This window comes from Pseudomonas oryzihabitans (genome assembly GCF_014522265.1).
In the GTDB taxonomy this organism is placed as follows: Bacteria; Pseudomonadota; Gammaproteobacteria; order Pseudomonadales; family Pseudomonadaceae; genus Chryseomonas; species Chryseomonas aestiva.
The window spans coordinates 1922837-1938846 of the sequence record NZ_CP017024.1 but is presented as its reverse complement, the minus strand read 5'-3'; the positions used below and the strand labels follow the sequence as shown (position 1 = coordinate 1938846).

At 66.1% G+C, this 16010-nt stretch carries 17 protein-coding genes and 1 other RNA gene; 8 read left to right on the top strand and 10 right to left on the bottom strand.

Going from position 1 to position 16010, the window contains the following annotated elements:
• Both BGI51_RS08925 and BGI51_RS08920 read left to right on the top strand, forming a co-directional pair.
• The gene (locus tag BGI51_RS08925; protein WP_187980913.1) at positions 1-879 is read left to right on the top strand and encodes an SMP-30/gluconolactonase/LRE family protein; all 879 of its coding nucleotides are present in this window, start codon (positions 1-3) and stop codon (positions 877-879) included.
• Between the two features lie 69 nt (positions 880-948).
• Positions 949-2274, top strand: coding sequence for an MFS transporter (locus tag BGI51_RS08920; protein WP_187980912.1), 1326 nt, complete (start codon positions 949-951; stop codon positions 2272-2274).
• A 76-nt stretch (positions 2275-2350) separates the two neighbouring features.
• On the opposite strand, the gene BGI51_RS08915 is transcribed toward BGI51_RS08920, so the two are convergent.
• The 4 genes from BGI51_RS08915 to BGI51_RS08900 are packed head-to-tail and all read right to left on the bottom strand — an operon-like array spanning position 2351 to position 6678.
• Positions 2351-3580 carry a 2-octaprenyl-3-methyl-6-methoxy-1,4-benzoquinol hydroxylase gene (locus BGI51_RS08915; protein WP_187980911.1) on the bottom strand — a complete coding sequence of 410 codons (1230 nt, stop codon included), beginning with the start codon at positions 3578-3580 and terminating at the stop codon, positions 2351-2353.
• 19 nt (positions 3581-3599) lie between these two features.
• Positions 3600-4781 carry a 2-octaprenyl-6-methoxyphenyl hydroxylase gene (ubiH, locus tag BGI51_RS08910; protein WP_187980910.1) on the bottom strand — a complete coding sequence of 394 codons (1182 nt, stop codon included), beginning with the start codon at positions 4779-4781 and terminating at the stop codon, positions 3600-3602.
• On the bottom strand, positions 4768-6117 hold the full coding sequence (gene pepP / locus BGI51_RS08905; RefSeq protein ID WP_187980909.1) for a Xaa-Pro aminopeptidase: 1350 nt from the start codon (positions 6115-6117) through the stop codon (positions 4768-4770). The genes ubiH and pepP overlap by 14 nt, the downstream gene beginning before the upstream one ends.
• A gap of 6 nt (positions 6118-6123) precedes the next feature.
• Positions 6124-6678 carry a UPF0149 family protein gene (locus BGI51_RS08900; RefSeq protein ID WP_133860478.1) on the bottom strand — a complete coding sequence of 185 codons (555 nt, stop codon included), beginning with the start codon at positions 6676-6678 and terminating at the stop codon, positions 6124-6126.
• 98 nt (positions 6679-6776) lie between these two features.
• Here BGI51_RS08900 and BGI51_RS08895 point away from each other — a divergent pair, with 98 nt between their 5' ends.
• The 4 genes from BGI51_RS08895 (at position 6777) to BGI51_RS08880 (ending at position 8196) form a co-directional block, all read left to right on the top strand.
• Entirely contained in the window at positions 6777-7007 is a 231-nt protein-coding gene (locus BGI51_RS08895) for a TIGR02449 family protein (RefSeq protein ID WP_007161334.1), read from the top strand.
• The gene (locus BGI51_RS08890) at positions 7004-7312 is read left to right on the top strand and encodes a cell division protein ZapA (RefSeq protein WP_187980908.1); all 309 of its coding nucleotides are present in this window, start codon (positions 7004-7006) and stop codon (positions 7310-7312) included. The genes BGI51_RS08895 and BGI51_RS08890 overlap by 4 nt, the downstream gene beginning before the upstream one ends.
• Positions 7313-7372: 60 nt before the next feature.
• A non-coding RNA gene (gene ssrS, locus BGI51_RS08885) (6S RNA) lies at positions 7373-7550 on the top strand.
• Positions 7551-7566: 16 nt separating this feature from the next.
• Entirely contained in the window at positions 7567-8196 is a 630-nt protein-coding gene (locus tag BGI51_RS08880) for a 5-formyltetrahydrofolate cyclo-ligase (protein ID WP_252977287.1), read from the top strand.
• Here BGI51_RS08880 and BGI51_RS08875 read toward each other — a convergent pair.
• Positions 8163-8330 carry a hypothetical protein gene (locus tag BGI51_RS08875; protein ID WP_166655883.1) on the bottom strand — a complete coding sequence of 56 codons (168 nt, stop codon included), beginning with the start codon at positions 8328-8330 and terminating at the stop codon, positions 8163-8165. The genes BGI51_RS08880 and BGI51_RS08875 overlap by 34 nt on opposite strands.
• 182 nt (positions 8331-8512) lie before the next feature.
• Between BGI51_RS08875 and BGI51_RS08870 the strand changes: the two genes are divergently transcribed.
• Positions 8513-8968, top strand: coding sequence for an EVE domain-containing protein (locus BGI51_RS08870; RefSeq protein WP_187980906.1), 456 nt, complete (start codon positions 8513-8515; stop codon positions 8966-8968).
• 9 nt (positions 8969-8977) lie between these two features.
• On the opposite strand, the gene BGI51_RS08865 is transcribed toward BGI51_RS08870, so the two are convergent.
• Complete coding sequence (locus tag BGI51_RS08865; RefSeq protein ID WP_133860474.1) at positions 8978-9385, bottom strand: flagellar basal body-associated protein FliL; 408 nt, start codon at positions 9383-9385, stop codon at positions 8978-8980.
• Between the two features lie 45 nt (positions 9386-9430).
• On the bottom strand, positions 9431-10456 hold the full coding sequence (locus BGI51_RS08860; protein ID WP_133860473.1) for a DUF5924 family protein: 1026 nt from the start codon (positions 10454-10456) through the stop codon (positions 9431-9433).
• A gap of 190 nt (positions 10457-10646) precedes the next feature.
• Between BGI51_RS08860 and glpT the strand changes: the two genes are divergently transcribed.
• Positions 10647-11987, top strand: a complete 1341-nt coding sequence (gene glpT, locus BGI51_RS08855) for a glycerol-3-phosphate transporter (protein ID WP_133860472.1) — start codon at positions 10647-10649, stop codon at positions 11985-11987.
• Between the two features lie 162 nt (positions 11988-12149).
• On the opposite strand, the gene BGI51_RS08850 is transcribed toward glpT, so the two are convergent.
• The 3 genes from BGI51_RS08850 to rho form a co-directional block, all read right to left on the bottom strand.
• Positions 12150-13118 (bottom strand): CDP-6-deoxy-delta-3,4-glucoseen reductase, encoded by a 969-nt coding sequence (locus BGI51_RS08850; protein ID WP_187980905.1) that lies wholly within the window; start codon positions 13116-13118, stop codon positions 12150-12152.
• Positions 13119-13129: 11 nt separating this feature from the next.
• Positions 13130-14596, bottom strand: a complete 1467-nt coding sequence (gene ubiD, locus BGI51_RS08845) for a 4-hydroxy-3-polyprenylbenzoate decarboxylase (RefSeq protein ID WP_187980904.1) — start codon at positions 14594-14596, stop codon at positions 13130-13132.
• A 118-nt stretch (positions 14597-14714) separates the two neighbouring features.
• Positions 14715-15977: a transcription termination factor Rho gene (gene rho, locus BGI51_RS08840; protein WP_133860469.1), complete on the bottom strand. Its 1263-nt coding sequence runs from the start codon at positions 15975-15977 to the stop codon at positions 14715-14717.
• Positions 15978-16010 lie beyond the last annotated feature (33 nt).

The following is a 16010-nucleotide window of genomic DNA, read 5'->3' as shown; positions in this document are numbered from 1 at the left end:
ATGCGTATCGAGATCGTCGCCGACCTCAAGACCACGCTTGGCGAAGGGCCACTGTGGGACGTGAATCAGCAGCGCCTGTATTGGCTGGACAGCTTCGACGGCCGCATCCTGCGCTGCACCGCCGACGGCCGCGAGCTGCGGGCCTGGGACGTCGGCCAGAAAATCGGTTCCATGACCCTGCGCCGCGACGGCGATCGCGCCTTGGTAGCCCTGCAGGAAGGCATCCACGACCTGGATCTGACCAGCGGTGAACTCACGCTCATCCACGCGCCCGAGCCCGACCTGCCACACAACCGACTCAACGACGGCAAGGTGGATCGCCAGGGACGCTTCGTTTTCGGCTCCATGGATACCCGCGAAGAAAGCGCCTCGGGCCGCCTCTACCGGCTGGATCCGGACCTGTCACTGCACGTCCTGGACGAAGGCATCATCTGCTCCAACGGCCCCTGCTGGAGTCCGGATGGCAGCACCCTGTATTTCACCGATACCTGGACCGGCGAGCAGTGGGCCTATGCCTACGACACGGCAACCGGCGCGGTAGGCGAGCGGCGCACGCGCAACCGGATCGACACCTCCGGCGGCGGCGCCGCGGATGGCGCCACCGTGGATGCCGAAGGCTACCTCTGGCAGGCCCTGGTCTACGCTGGCCAGCTGGTGCGCTACACCCCCGATGGTCAGGTGGAGCGGATCATCGAGATGCCGGTGAAGAAGGTCACCAGCGTCATGTTCGGCGGGCCCGAACTGGACATCCTCTACGTCACGTCCATGGCACGTCCGCCTCTGCCGCGCTTTCCCGGTGACGGTCAGCTGCGCGGTGCCCTGTTTGCCGTTCACGGCCTGGGCGTACGCGGCATCGCAGAGCGCCGCTTCGCCGCCTGACCCACCCTCCCACCGCTTCCAAACCCTTCAGGTTCTGACAGGGCGCCCGGCGGCGCCCGGAGCACACTCATGCACACCGCAAACAAGGCCTCGCTGCGCCAGATCCACCGCTATTCCTGGGTTTCCCTGCTGGTCTGCTGGCTGATCTGGATTCTCAACGCCTACGACCGCGAGATCGTCCTGCGCCTGGGGCCCACTATCTCCAAGCACTTCAACCTCAGCCCCGATGACTGGGGCACCATCGCCACCCTGATCATGCTCGCTCTGGCTCTGCTGGATATTCCGGGAGCGATGTGGAGCGACCGCTATGGCGCCGGCTGGAAGCGCGCACGCTTCCAGGTACCCCTGGTGCTGGGCTATACCGCGCTGTCGTTTCTCTCCGGCTTCAAGGTTCTGAGCCATAGCCTGACCAGCTTCGTCGCCCTGCGTATCGGGGTGAACCTGGGTGCCGGCTGGGGCGAACCGGTCGGCGTAAGCAATACCGCCGAATGGTGGCCGGTGGAACGCCGCGGGTTCGCCTTGGGCGCCCACCACACCGGCTACCCCATCGGCGCGCTGCTCAGCGGCCTGGTGGCCAGCTTCGTGCTCACCACCTTCAGTGAGGACAACTGGCGCTATGTCTTCTTCTTCGCCTTTGTCGTCGCCGTACCGCTGATGCTGTTCTGGTCGCGCTATTCCACCGCCGAGCGAATCACCGCGCTGTATGCGGACATGGCAGCCAAGGGACTCACCCCACCTGATATCACCCCCAGCGGTCAGGTCGCCAAGGGCCAGGCGTGGCGCACCTTCACCGCGACCCTAAGCAACCGCAACATCGCCCTTACCGCCGGTAACACCCTGCTGACCCAGGTGGTGTACATGGGCATCAACATCGTACTGCCGGCCTACCTCTATAACATCGCCAAGCTGTCGCTGGCCGAGTCGGCTGGGCTCAGCGTGGTCTTCGCCATCACCGGCATTCTCGGACAACTGATCTGGCCAACCCTCTCGGACATCATCGGGCGCAAGATCACCCTGATCATCTGCGGCCTGTGGATGGCCGCCAGCGTCGCTGCCTTCTACTTCGCCAGCAGCATCACCCTGATCATCCTGGTACAGCTGCTGTTTGGCCTGGTAGCCAACGCCGTTTGGCCCATCTACTACGCGGTTGCCTCGGATGCCGCATTGCCGTCGGCCACCTCCACCGCCAATGGCATCATCACCACCGCCATGTTTATTGGCGGCGGCATCGCACCGGTACTGATGGGCTGGCTGATCAGCGCCGGGGGCGGCTGGAACAGCCTGGGCGGCTACGTCTCCTGCTTCTTTCTGATGGCGGGCTGTGCCCTGGGAGGTGCGCTTCTGCAACTGGGTACCCGAGCACCGGCCAAGCCCGCCATCGCCGCGCGCCCCTGACACCAGGAGCGCAATAGCGCCCAGACCTCAAAGCGCCTTCGGCACCTGCTGGTGATCGGGCAACAGTGAGCGGGTGCTAGGCCACGACCCTGGCCAGTTCCGGCACATCGCCGGACAGGCCCAGGGCGCGGCGGACGAACAGCGCCTTGGCTTCGAAGTGGCGATCGACCTGCTTGAGCGCGGCGTTGCGCAGCCAGCGCAGCGGCAGGCGGTCGTCCTGGAACAGGCGCTGGAAGCCTTCCATCGCCGCCATCATCGCCAGGTTGTGCGGCATGCGGCGGCGCTCGTAGCGTTCCAGCACCCGCTGTTCGGCGATGGATTCACCGCGCGCCTGGGCACGGCGCAGTTCCTCGGCCAGCACCGCGGCATCGAGAAAGCCCAGGTTGACGCCCTGCCCGGCCAGCGGGTGGATGACGTGGGCGGCATCGCCGATCAGTGCCAGGCCAGGTTCCACATAGCGCTTGGCATGGCGCTGGCGCAGCGGGATGCACAGCCGCGTGTCGCTGCATTCCACCTTGCCCAGACGCTGCTCGAAGGCCTCGCCCAGGGCCTGGCAGAAGGCCGCGTCGTCCAGGGCCATCAGCCGCTCGCCCTGCTTGGGCGTGCAGGACCAGACGATGGAGCACCAGCGGGTATCGCCACCGCGGTCCAGCGGCAGGAAGGCCAGCGGGCCGTCGTCGGTGAATCTCTGCCAGGCGGTGCGCTGGTGCGATTCGGCGCAGCGCACGCTGGTGACGATGGCATGGTGCAGATAGTCCCACTCGCGGGTTTCCAGCCCGGCCAGGCGGCGTACGGCGGAGGTGGCACCATCGGCGGCCACCACCAGGGGGGCGCGGATCTGGCGATCACCGGCCAGTTGCACCAGCCACTGGTCGCCGGAGCGACGCAGCAATTCCAGGCGCGCCTCGGGCAGGAGCAGGACGTTGGCCTCGGCCAGGCGTTCGAGCAGGGCATCCTGCACCACGCGATTCTCGACGATATGGCCGAGCACCTCGGCATGCACACTGGCGGCATCGAAATGCACGGCGCCGGTGCCGGAGCCGTCCCAGACGTGCATCGCCTGGTAGGGACTGACGCGGCGCGCGAGGATGCCGTCCCAGGCGCCGAGGCGTTGCAGGATGCGTTGACTGGCCAGCGACAGGGCGCTGACCCGGGGTTCGAAGGGCAGGTCGCTTTCGACCGCGCCCGGCGTGAGCGGGCCGCGGTCGAGCAGCACCACCGACAGGCCGCTGTCGGCCAGGGCCAGGGCCAGGGCGCTGCCGACCATGCCGGCACCGACGATCACCAGATCCGCATGGGTCAGCATGCTCGTTTCTCCTCGCAGGTCAGGGACGGGTACCCAGGCCCATGGCCTGGCGGGCGAAGGCACTCTTGGCCGGCGGGCACAGCTCCAGGCCGACCAGGCCCAGGTTGCGTCCGGCACTGAGCCAGGGCCGGCTGTTGGAGAACAGCCGGGTGATGCGATCGGAAAAGCCGATGGTCAGCTGCTGGTCCAGGCGCTGGCGCTGCAGGTAGTCCTGCAGGGCGGCGAAGTCGCCGGGTGCCGCGGCGCTCTCCAGCAGGCACTCGGCCAGGCTGTCGACATCGCGCAGGGACAGGTTGAAGCCCTGGCCGGCGATGGGGTGCAGGCTATGGGCGGCATTGCCCAGGACCACCAGGTGCGGGCGGATCTGCTCGTTGGCTTCCAGCAGGGTCAGGGGATAGGCATGGCGGGTGCCGACCTGGGTGAAGCTGCCCAGGCGATAGCCCACCGCCTGCTGCAATTCGGCGAGAAAGACGGCGTCGGGCGCCTGTTGCAGGCGCAACGCCTCGGCATCCGGCTGGGTCCAGACCAGGGCGCTGCGCTGACCCGGCAGGGGCAGCAGCGCCAGGGGGCCGTGGGGGGTGAAGCGCTCGAAGGCGCGACCACCATGACCCAGATTGGTCGAGACGTTGGCAATCAGCGCGGTCTGCTCATAGACCGTCCGCCGCACCTCGATGCCGAGGGATTCGCGCAGCGCCGAGCGACCGCCGTCGGCCAGTACCGCCAGGCCGCATTCGAGGATGTCGCCATCATCCAGCTCCAGGCGATAGCCATCGGCAACGGCGGTGAGCGTGCGCACCTCGGCCGGGCAGCGCCATTCCACGACCTCGTGATCCAGCGCCTGCCAGAGCACCTGGCCGATCCAGGCGTTCTCCACCACATAGCCCAGCGCCGGCAGATTCTCGTCGCGGGCGAGCAGCTGGGTCACGCCGAAGCGGCCCTGGTCGGAAACCTGGATCTCGCGGATCGCCTCGGCGTGTTCGGCCAGGGCATCCCAGACGCCAAGGCGCTGGTAGATCAGCCGCGAGCCGTAGGACAGCGCCGAGGAGCGGGCATCGTAGCTGGGCTGATAGGTGTCGCCGGGGGCGAAGGGCTCCACCAGCAGGATGCGCCAGCCGCGCGCCTTGGCGCCGGCCTGCAGGGCCAGGGCCAGACTGGCACCCACCAGGCCGCCACCGATGATGGCGATATCAGGACGTTGCATGAGCGTTCTCCCGGCGGTCGCGCGCGGCCGCCATCAAGCCTTCGATCTCCGCGGCCGCCTTGGGCAGGCCGGCGGTCAGCACCTCGCAACCACTGCGCGTCACCAGCACCTCGTCCTCGATGCGGATACCCAGGCCGCGCCATTTGCGCGGCACCTCGGCCTCCACCGAGATATACAGTCCGGGCTCCACGGTCAGCGCCATGCCCGGCTCCAGCATCCGCCACTGATCGCCGATGCGGTATTCGCCGACGTCATGGACATCCAGCCCCAGCCAGTGACCAGCACGGTGCATATAGAACTGCCTACAGGCGCCCGTCTCGATCAGGTCGTCCAGTTCGCCCTGGAGCAGACCCAGCGCCAACAGCCCTTCGGTGATCACCCTGACCGTGGCTTCGTGGGGTTCGTTCCAGTGCCGCCCGGGCGCCACGCAGGCAATGGCGGCCTGGTTGGCGGCCAGCACGATGTCGTACAGCTGCCGCTGCTCCGGCGAGAAGCGGCCATTGACCGGAAAGGTACGGGTCACGTCGCTGGCATAGCACTCCAGTTCGCACCCGGCATCGATCAGCACCAGGTCGCCGTCGCGCAGGGGCGCATCGTTGGCCTGGTAGTGCATGACGCAGGCATTGGCCCCGGCGGCAACGATGGAGCCATAGGCCGCCAGTCGGGCCCCGCCCTGGCGGAAGCAGTAGTCCAGCTCGGCCTCCAGGTGATACTCGCGCAGCCCCGGTTGGCAGGCCTGCATGGCACGCAGGTGGGCCGCACAGGTCAATTCGGCGGCGGCCTTGAGCAGGCGCACCTCGGCGGCCGACTTGTACAGCCGGCTGTCGTGCAGCAGGGTATCCAGCGCCAGCAGCTCCCGCGGCGGCGAGGCGCCCTGGTCGGCCTTGGCGCGGATCAGTTCGATCCAGTTGAGCAGTTGCCGCTCGAATTCCGGATGGGCGCCCATGGCGTAGTAGACCCGCTCGCGCCCTTCCAGCAGGCCGGGCAGGATGTCGTCCAGATCGCCGATGGGAAAGGCATCGTCCGCGCCATAGTCGGCCAGCGCCCCTTCCTGACCGGCGCGCCGGCCCTCCCAGCGTTCCAGCTCCGCGTCCCGTTCGCGGCAGAACAGCAGGTATTCACCGTGGGCCCGGCCGGGAATCAGCACGGCCAGGGCCTCGGGCTCGGGAAAACCGGTGAGGTACTGGAAGTCGCTGTCCTGGCGATAGGGCTGCTCGATGTCGCGATTGCGCAAGCACACCGGCGCGGCGGGCAGCAAAGCGATGCCGCCGTGGCCGATCTCGGCCATCAGGGCGCGGCGGCGACGGGCGAATTCGGCCTTGTGGATCCGCGGCATGGCCGCTCAGTGCACCACGGGCGCAGGTTCGGGGAGGGGGCCGCGCCCGTATTCGCCGTACAGCAGCAGCGGCGCCACACGCAGGTATTCGGTGACTTCCATGAAGTCGTTCTCGCCCTCTTCGCCTTCCTCGGCGGGTTCCTGGATCTGTGCAATGGCCGCCAGGTCCTCGAGCACCTCGCGCGCCTCGCCCGAGACCTCGCCGGTGCGCCCGGACAGTCCGAAACCGGCCAGGAAGCCCTGGCACCACTGGCCCAGGGCAGCGGTGCGCTCGGCGAGCGGCACCTCGTCCGGCGGCAGCATCAGCACCAGGGCCACCTGCTGGCCGGCGAATTCCTGCTGCACCATGCCCAGCAGCCCCGACAGTGCCGCCTGCAGACGCTCGCCCGGCGCGCCACCGAGCAGCTCGCTGGCCGCGGCCAGCCAGTCGTTCTCGTCGAAGCCCGCGCCCCCACAGACCCGCCCGAGCAGGTGACCGTGGAGTTCGGCAGGCGAGACCGGCAAAGCGGCCTCGGCGAGCAGGGTGGAGAAGGCGGCGTAGGCGGATGCTGAGCTGGACATGGCGTCGAGGGGAGGCGCTGGCTAGAATGAAGCCTTATCCTACGCGCTGACCCCGCCGGCGGCCAATCTCGTTGCACCCTTCTGGAGCTGTAGCCCTCATGCGCGAGTCTCGCGACACGCCCCTCGACGCCGATCTGGAAGCCCTCGGTGACCGTGTGGAGCGCCTGCTCCTGCGTCTTGAGGAATTGCAGCGGCAGAATCGACAACTGCGCCAGGGCGAGCGCAACTGGCGCCAGGAGCGCGCCGAGTTGATCGAAAAGAACGAATTGGCCAGATCGAAGGTCGAAGCGATGATTTTACGCCTGAAAGCTTTGGAGCAGGACTCATGAGCATCGAGACCGTGACCGTCCAGATAATGGAAAAGGAATATCGCATCAGCTGCCCGGCTGACGAGCGCGCCAACCTGGAGAGCACCGCTCGCTACCTGGACGGCAAGATGCGCGAGATCCGCGGCAGCGGCAAGGTCATCGGCGCCGACCGCGTGGCCGTGATGGCCGCCCTCAACATCACCCACGAACTGCTGCACCGCCAGGACGACGTCAGCCTGGAAGTCAGCAGCACTCGCGAGCGGGTCCGCGACCTGCTGGATCGCGTCGACCGGGCGCTGATCACCGAACAGGACACCACTGCCTGACCGCCAGCCGAGGATCGGCAGGGGGGTTTGCATCCCGGCTCAGGGGCGTATACTGGAGGTCACTCTCTGGTGTGTGCGCCAGTCGGTCATGTCCCCGAGCCGATAAGCAACACCCCGGGGGTTGCTCGTAAGGCTGGTGTGCATGTCCGCTACGGCGGAAAGCCTAAAGGTCTACGACTTCTCCCACCTTGAACCAAGGGTTCAAGGGCTACACCGGCAGCGGCATTCCGGAGAGCTCATTTTTTTCCATGACCATCCCGCCTTCTCCCGATCTCAGCAGGCCCGCGCTGCGCAAGCTTCTGCGCCAGCGACGTCGCGCCCTTACCCCTGTCCAGCAACGCCAGGCCGCCCGCCAGCTCTATCGGCGACTCGCCCAGCATCCGCTGTTTCGCCGTGCGCGACATATCGCCTTCTATCTGCCCAGCGATGGCGAGATCGATCCGCGTCCACTGCTCGAAGAAGCCCAGCGCCGCGGCAAGGCCACCTATCTGCCAGTGCTCTCGCGCTGGCCGCGGACGGCGATGATCTTTCAGCGGGTCGGTCGCGGCGAATCCTGGGTGCGCAATCACTTCGGCATCGCCGAGCCGCGCCCGGATCGGCGCCTGGGTCGGCCGACCTGGGCCCTGGAGCTGATCCTGATGCCGCTGGTGGGCTTTGATCCCCAGGGCGGACGCCTGGGCATGGGCAAGGGCTTCTATGATCGCAACCTGGCCTACCTGGCGCGCCGGCGGCAATGGCACAGTCCGCAGCTGATCGGCTGCGCCCATGAATGTCAGAAGGTGGAGCGACTGGCACTGGCAGCCTGGGACGTGCCCATGGCGGCTGTGGTGAGCGATGGCGACTGGTACGCTCAGCGGATGGGAGAGACTTCCCGCGTCGGCTGAACGTCGCTGGCATAGCGGGCGTACTGCTGCTGGCTCTGGTGCTGTTCCCAGAAACTCTGGGTGTACCCGGTGGTGACCACGCCCAGGGTAAAGATCAGGACCAGCACCCATAACAGATCAGGTTTGCGTTTCATCGAGCTGGGCCACCCCCTTGCTGGCACCTTTGGGCAGGACAGGACGTCGCCCTGTTATGCTCAGCGCGTACGATCAGACTACATCCGGAATGGGCGGCATTCTGCGACAAGCGGTCGCCCCTTGCAATCGACCAGACCCTTTCCTGGAAGCTCCCGAGCCTCCATTCGTCAGGAGACGAACCGTGGCCTGCTGGCTGTTGAAATCCGAGCCCGATGAGTTCTCGCTAACCGACCTGGAACGCCTGGGCCAGGCGCGCTGGGACGGGGTGCGCAATTACCAGGCGCGTAACTTCCTGCGCGCCATGGCATCCGACGAACTGTTCTTCTTTCACCATTCGAGTTGCGCCGAACCCGGCATCGCCGGCATCGGCCGCATCGTCGGCGCGGCCTTCGCGGACCCTACCGCCCTGGACCCTGAAAGCCCCTACCATGCGCCCAAGGCCAGCGCCGAAAACAACCCCTGGACGGCGCGCCAGGTCGCCTTCGTCGAGGCCTTTCCGCGGGTGCTGAGCCTGCCGCGCCTGCGCCAGTTGCCGGCGCTCGCCGACTTCGCCCTGCTGCGCAAGGGCAACCGCCTCTCGGTGATGCCGGTCAGCCCGGCGGAGTGGACAGCGATCGTCGCCGCGGCGCGCGGCTGACCGCCGGCCTCAGGGCTGGATGATCAGGTTGTTGAACAGCAGGTCTTCCACCAGCGGCTTGCCCTCCTCCTGGGTGAGCACGCTCTGCACCTGCTTGAGCGCCTCCTGGCGCAGTTTCTCGCGGGCTTCCACGCCGGCCAGGGTTTCGTCGGTCTGCTGGGCGAAGAGCATCACCAGCTGATTGCGGATCAGCGGCTCGTGGAACTCCACCTTATCCTTGGCTTCCTTGCCGGTCATCATCAGGGCGATGTCGGCCTTGTAGTACTTGAGCTTGGGCCCGCTGCCATAGTTGCCGACCAGCGCCGGGGTCAGGTTGTAAAATTCGGTCTTGGGTGCCTCCCCTTCCTTCTTCTCTTCGTTCGCCCAGACATTGAAGGCCAGGCAGAAGGACAGCAAAACGGCAGCGACGGCTTTCACGGCGAATCCTCTAGAGGTGAATGGCTGCAGCATAGCCAGCGGGATTCAAGGGGTCACCTCGAACCTGAGGGTTCCGATCACCTGGCCGACGTCCGTCACCACTTGCACCTGCCAACGGCCGGTCACGTCGCCGGGGAAGTTCTGCTTGTGGGTCCAGGCGCGATAACCGGCTTCGCGACCGCCGCTGATATCCAGCGGAATCCGATCCACCTCCTGACCGGCATGGCGCCAGACATGGTAGATGCGCTCGTTCAGGCCGCGCGGCGCGTTGATGGCGGTGAAGGCATAGAGCCCCTGGGCGCGCAGCTGGGCACTGCTCAGGCTCTTCACCGCATCGCCGGGCTGGCGCTTGAGGCTGTCGAAGTTGGTGCTCATGCCCATGTCGGTCAGCCACAGGGTGGCCGGCGGCACCCAGGCGCGGCCCAGCCAGCCGAAGGCGCCGATGGCCAGGCACAGACCCAGCAATCCCAGCCAGCGCCAGCCCAGGCGTACCCGGAAGGCCACCGCCAGACTGGGAAATGACAGCAGCACGGCGACGCCCAGGGCCAGTTCGTAGCTCTGGGTGGTGGTCAGGTGCAGGATGATCGGCAGGGCGGTGAGCAGCACTGCGAACAGCGTCAGGGTGTGGTAGCTGAGGAACACCCAGCGTCGCGGCGCCAGGGCCTTGTAGTAGAGCGGATCGATGATGGAGACCAGCGCGGCCGCGCCGATCAGCCCGGTGAACAGCGCCTGGCCGCTGTTCCAGGCCGTGGTGATGGCAAAGAACGGCAGGCAGAAGAACAGGCTCTCCTGGTGGATCAACTGGGTGGCGTAGCGCAGCAGCGGTGGCGGCAATTCCCAGCCGAAGCGCCGGCTGACCCAGCCCCGCAGCACGTTTTCCAGCATCAGCCAGACCCAGCTCGCCAGCATGATCACCGCCATCACCGGGGCGAAGCCCTTCTGCCGGTCCACCAGCAGGAAACTGCAGATCCCTGAAATGAAGCCGGCCAGGGCGATCAGCCGCGGATAGCGTTCGAACAGGGCGGTGGCCAGGTTCAGGGCGCGGGAGGACAGGACTTTCCAGGCAGGCATGACGACTCGTGAAAACGGCAGCAAAGACGCGCCACCCTAGGCGCGCAACCCGCACAGATCAAGGGGGAATCCTGGCGCTCGCTGCCATAGGGCGGAAAAGCCTATGCAGGCTGTAATATCATTGTAATATTCGAAAACGAACCTGGAATGTTCGCTTTCGATTAATACCTATAACAATACCGAGGCTCCCATGCTTGGAATCTTCGCCCCTGCGGCCCATCGCACGCCGCTGCCCGCCGATCGCATCGATCCCGTCTACCGCCGTCTCCGCTGGCAGATCTTCGCCGGGATCTTTATCGGCTATGCCGGCTACTACCTGCTGCGCAAGAACTTCTCGCTGGCCATGCCCTACCTGGTGGAGCAAGGCTACAGCCGGGGTGAACTGGGCGTGGCGCTGTCCGCGGTGGCCATCGCCTACGGCCTGTCCAAGTTCCTCATGGGCCTGGTCTCGGACCGCTCCAATCCGCGCTACTTCCTGCCCTTCGGGCTGGTAATGTCGGCGCTGGTGATGCTGCTGTTCGGATTCGCACCCTGGGCCACCTCCAGTGTCAGCATCATGTTCGTCCTGCTGTTCCTCAACGGCTGGTTCCAGGGCATGGGCTGGCCGCCCAGCGGTCGCACCATGGTGCACTGGTGGTCGCAGAAGGAGCGTGGCGGGGTGGTCTCGGTGTGGAACGTCGCCCACAACGTCGGCGGCGGCCTGATCGGCCCGCTGTTCCTGCTTGGCCTGGCCTGGTTCAACGACTGGCACGCCGCCTTCTATGTCCCGGCCGTGGTGGCCCTGGCGGTAGCGGTCTTCGCCTTCATCGCCATGCGCGACACCCCGCAGTCCTGCGGCCTGCCATCGGTGGAACACTGGAAACAGGACTTCCCCGAGGGCTACAGCGAAGGTCACGAACGCGAATTCTCCACCAAGGAGATCTTCGTCGAGTACGTGCTGAAGAATCGCCTGCTCTGGTACATCGCCCTGGCCAACGTCTTCGTCTATCTGCTGCGCTATGGCGTGCTGGACTGGGCCCCCACCTATCTCAAGGAAGCCAAGCACTTCTCGGTGGACAAGACCTCCTGGGCCTACTTCTTCTACGAGTGGGCCGGCATCCCCGGGACCCTGCTCTGCGGCTGGCTCTCGGACAAGCTGTTCCGCGGCAACCGCGGCGCCACCGGGGTGGTGTTCATGCTCGGCGTGCTGGTCGCCACCCTGGTCTACTGGCTCAACCCGGAAGGCAATCCCGGCATTGACCTGGCGGCCCTGGTATCCATCGGCTTCCTGATCTACGGGCCGGTGATGCTGATCGGCCTGCAGGCGCTGGAACTGGTACCCAAGAAGGCCGCCGGCACCGCCGCGGGCTTCACCGGGCTGTTCGGCTACCTGGGTGGCTCGGTCGCGGCCAACGCCCTGGTCGGCTACACCGTGGACCACTTCGGCTGGGATGGCGGCTTCATGCTGCTGATCGGCTCCTGCGTCCTGGCCATCGTCTTTCTGGCGATGACCCTGAGACACACCGGCATGGTGGCCAAGTCGGCGCAGTAGCGCCGATTGCCCAGGGTGGATGACGGCACAGCCTCATCCACTCTGGGTCCTGGTCGAAAACGCTTTGTGCTTTTCGATCAATCGCGGCCATGGGCCGCTCCTACAGGTAGAGCTTACCCGTAGGAGCGGTCGCTACGGCGCACCGGCACGGCCGCGATAGGCTCACCCCCGCGGCGCGTAGGCGAAGACGTCGGCGCGCATCTGGTGCGCGTCCATGCCGGCTTCCACCAGGGCGTCCAGGGTGGCATAGACCATCGCCGGCGAGCCGCTGGCATAGACGTGCAGGCCGCTCAGATCGGCGAAATCCGCACGCACCACCTCGTGCAGCAGACCGCAGCGCCCTGCCCAGCCACAGGCATCGCTCACCACCCGGTTCAGAGTGAGATTGGGCAGTTCCGCCCAGGCGTCCCAGGCCTCGATGGCATAGAAGTCGTCCGGCGTGCGCACGCCCCAGTAGAGGTGCACCGGATGGGCGAAGCCCCGGGTACGGGCATCTTCGATCAAGCTGTGCATCTGGGCCATGCCGGTCCCGGCGGCGATTAGTACCAGGGGGCCTTCAGGCAGTTCGGCCAGATGGGCGTCGCCATAGGGCAACTCGACCTGCGCCATACCCTTGCTTTCCAGTTGCGCCAGCAGCGCCTGGCTGCTGGCCTCGCGCGCCAGCACGTGCAATTCCAGCTCACGCCCCTGATGGGGCGCCGAGGCCAGGGAAAAGGCCGACTGCTTGCCGTCGTCGCGCTGGATCAGCAGGTACTGACCGGCATGATAGCGCGGCGGCCGCCCGGCGGGAGCACGCAGGCGCACCCGGCGGACATCGCCACCCACGTCGTCCAGGGCCACCACCTGGCAGGCCAGCTGGCGCACCGGCAATTCGCCAGGCGCCAGGACGCCGTCCCACTGCAGCAGGCAGTCGCTCAGGGGTACGGCCACGCAGACATAGATCTCGCCATGATCGACGGTCTGGCCGTGCTGGGCGACCTGGCCCTCCACCAGCAGCGCGGCGCAGAGCTGGCAATTGCCGTTGCGGCAGCTGTGCGGCCCGCTGTAGCCGAGGCGCTGCGCGGCGGCCAGGATGGCCTCGCCGGGCTGGGTTTGCAGTACCGCACCCGAGGGCTGCAGGGTGACCTTCATCGTCGTCTCCGTTAGTCGATCCCGAGACTGGACCACATCTCGTCCACCCGTTTGACCACCGCTTCGTCCTTGACGATCGCCCGCCCCCACTCGCGGGTGGTTTCGCCCGGCCACTTGTGGGTGGCATCCAGGCCCATCTTCGAGCCCAGGCCGGAGATCGGCGAGGCGAAGTCCAGGTAGTCGATGGGGGTGTTGTCGATCATCACGGTGTCGCGCTTGGGATCCATGCGCGTGGTCACGGCCCAGATGACGTCGTTCCAGTCGCGGGCATTGATGTCGTCGTCGGTGACGATCACGAACTTGGTGTACATGAACTGCCGCAGGAACGACCAGACGCCCAGCATCACCCGCTTGGCGTGGCCGGGGTACTGCTTCTTGATGGTCACCACCGCCATGCGGTAGGAGCAGCCTTCCGGCGGCAGGTAGAAGTCGACGATCTCCGGGAACTGCTTTTGCAGGATGGGCACGAAGACTTCGTTGAGCGCCACGCCGAGGATGGCAGGCTCGTCCGGCGGACGCCCGGTGTAGGTACTGTGATAGATGGGATCGCGGCGCCGGGTGATGCGCTCCACGGTAAAGACCGGGAAGGTATCGACCTCGTTGTAGTAGCCGGTGTGATCGCCATAGGGCCCTTCCGGCGCGGTCTCGCCCGGATGGATGACCCCTTCCAGCACGATCTCGGCACTGGCCGGCACCTGCAGGTCGTTGCCCACGCACTTGATCAGTTCGCTGCGACTGCCGCGCAGCAGGCCGGCAAAGGCGTATTCGGACAGGGTGTCGGGTACCGGAGTGACCGCGCCGAGGATGGTGGCCGGATCAGCGCCCAGGGCCACGGCCACCGGGTAGGGCTGGCCGGGATGCTTCTGGCACCACTCGCGGAAATCCAGGGCACCGCCCCGGTGACTCAACCAGCGCATGATCAGCTTGTTGCGGCCGATGACCTGCTGGCGATAGATGCCGAGGTTCTGGCGTTCCTTGTTGGGCCCGCGGGTGACCGTCAGGCCCCAGGTGATCAGCGGCGCCACGTCGCCCGGCCAGCAGTGCTGGATCGGCAACTTGCCCAGATCGACCGCCTCGCCCTCCTCGATCACCTCCTGGCAGGGCGCATCCTTGACCACCTTGGGCGCCATGCTGATGACCTTCTTGTAGATCGGCAGCTTCGACCAGGCGTCCTTGAGGCCCTTGGGCGGCTCGGGCTCCTTGAGGAAGGCCAGCAGCTTGCCGATCTCGCGCAAGGCGCCGACGTCCTCGGCGCCCATGCCCAGCGCCACACGCTGGGGCGTACCGAACAGGTTGCCCAGCACGGGCATGGAGAAGCCCACGGGATTCTCGAACAGCAACGCCGGGCCCTGCTTGCGCAGGGTCCGGTCGCAGATTTCGGTCATCTCGAGGATCGGCGAGACCGGGGCGGTCACGCGCTTCAGTTCACCACGCTGCTCCAGGCTGCGGATGAAGTCACGCAGATCTCGGTATTGCATGCGGCCTCTTGGCGCTGGGGAAAGTCTGGCAGTCTACCGCCTGAGTCGCGCATCGAGAAAGCACTGGCCCAGAAACGCCAAAGGCCGGGATTTCCCGGCCTTTGCATGCGACTGCGCCTTACTTGCTGCGCCTCATCGAATCGAAGAACTCGCTGTTGGTCTTGGTCTGACGCAACTTGTCGAGGAGGAATTCGATGCCGGCGATCTCGTCCATCGGATGCAGGATCTTGCGCAGGATCCACATGCGCGACAGCTCTTCCTCGTCGGTGAGCAACTCTTCGCGGCGGGTGCCGGACTTGTTGATGTTGATGGCCGGGAAGACGCGCTTCTCGGCGATCCGACGCTCCAGGGGCAGCTCCATGTTGCCGGTGCCCTTGAATTCCTCGTAGATCACCTCGTCCATCTTCGAGCCGGTTTCCACCAGCGCGGTAGCGATGATGGTCAGGCTGCCGCCTTCCTCGATGTTACGGGCGGCGCCGAAGAAGCGCTTGGGCTTCTCCAGGGCATGGGCGTCGACACCACCGGTGAGCACCTTGCCGGAGCTGGGGATCACGGTGTTGAAGGCCCGCGCCAGACGGGTGATGGAATCCAGCAGGATGACCACATCCTTCTTGTGCTCGACCAGGCGCTTGGCCTTCTCGATCACCATGTCGGCGACCTGCACGTGGCGGGTCGGCGGCTCGTCGAAGGTGGAGGCCACCACTTCACCGCGCACGGTGCGCTGCATCTCGGTCACTTCCTCGGGACGCTCGTCGATGAGCAGCACGATGAGGTAGCACTCGGGATTGTTGCGGGTGATGTTGGCCGCGATGTTCTGCAGCATGATGGTCTTGCCGGCCTTGGGCGGCGCGACGATCAGCCCGCGCTGACCCTTGCCGATGGGGGCGCAGAGGTCGATGACCCGACCGGTGAGGTCTTCGGTGGAGCCGTTGCCGGCTTCCATGGTCAGGCGCTTGGTGGGGAACAGGGGCGTGAGGTTCTCGAACAGCACCTTGTTCTTGGCGTTTTCCGGACGGTCGAAGTTGATGGTGTCGACCTTGAGCAGCGCGAAATAGCGCTCGCCCTCTTTCGGCGGACGAATCTTGCCGATGATGGTGTCGCCGGTACGCAGGTTGAAGCGGCGGATCTGGCTGGGGGAGACATAGATGTCGTCGGGACCGGCCAGGTAGGAGGAGTCGGCGCTACGCAGGAAGCCGAAGCCGTCCTGCAGGATCTCCAGCACGCCATCCCCGGAAATCTCGTCGCCACCCTTGGCGTGCTTTTTAAGCAGCGCAAAGATGATGTCCTGCTTGCGGGACCGGGCCATGTTTTCCAAGCCCGCGGCATCCGCCATTTCCAACAGTTCCGTGATGGGCTTTTGCTTGAGTTCGGTCAGATTCATAGACGTATGTTGACGTGAGAAGAGGCGAAGGAG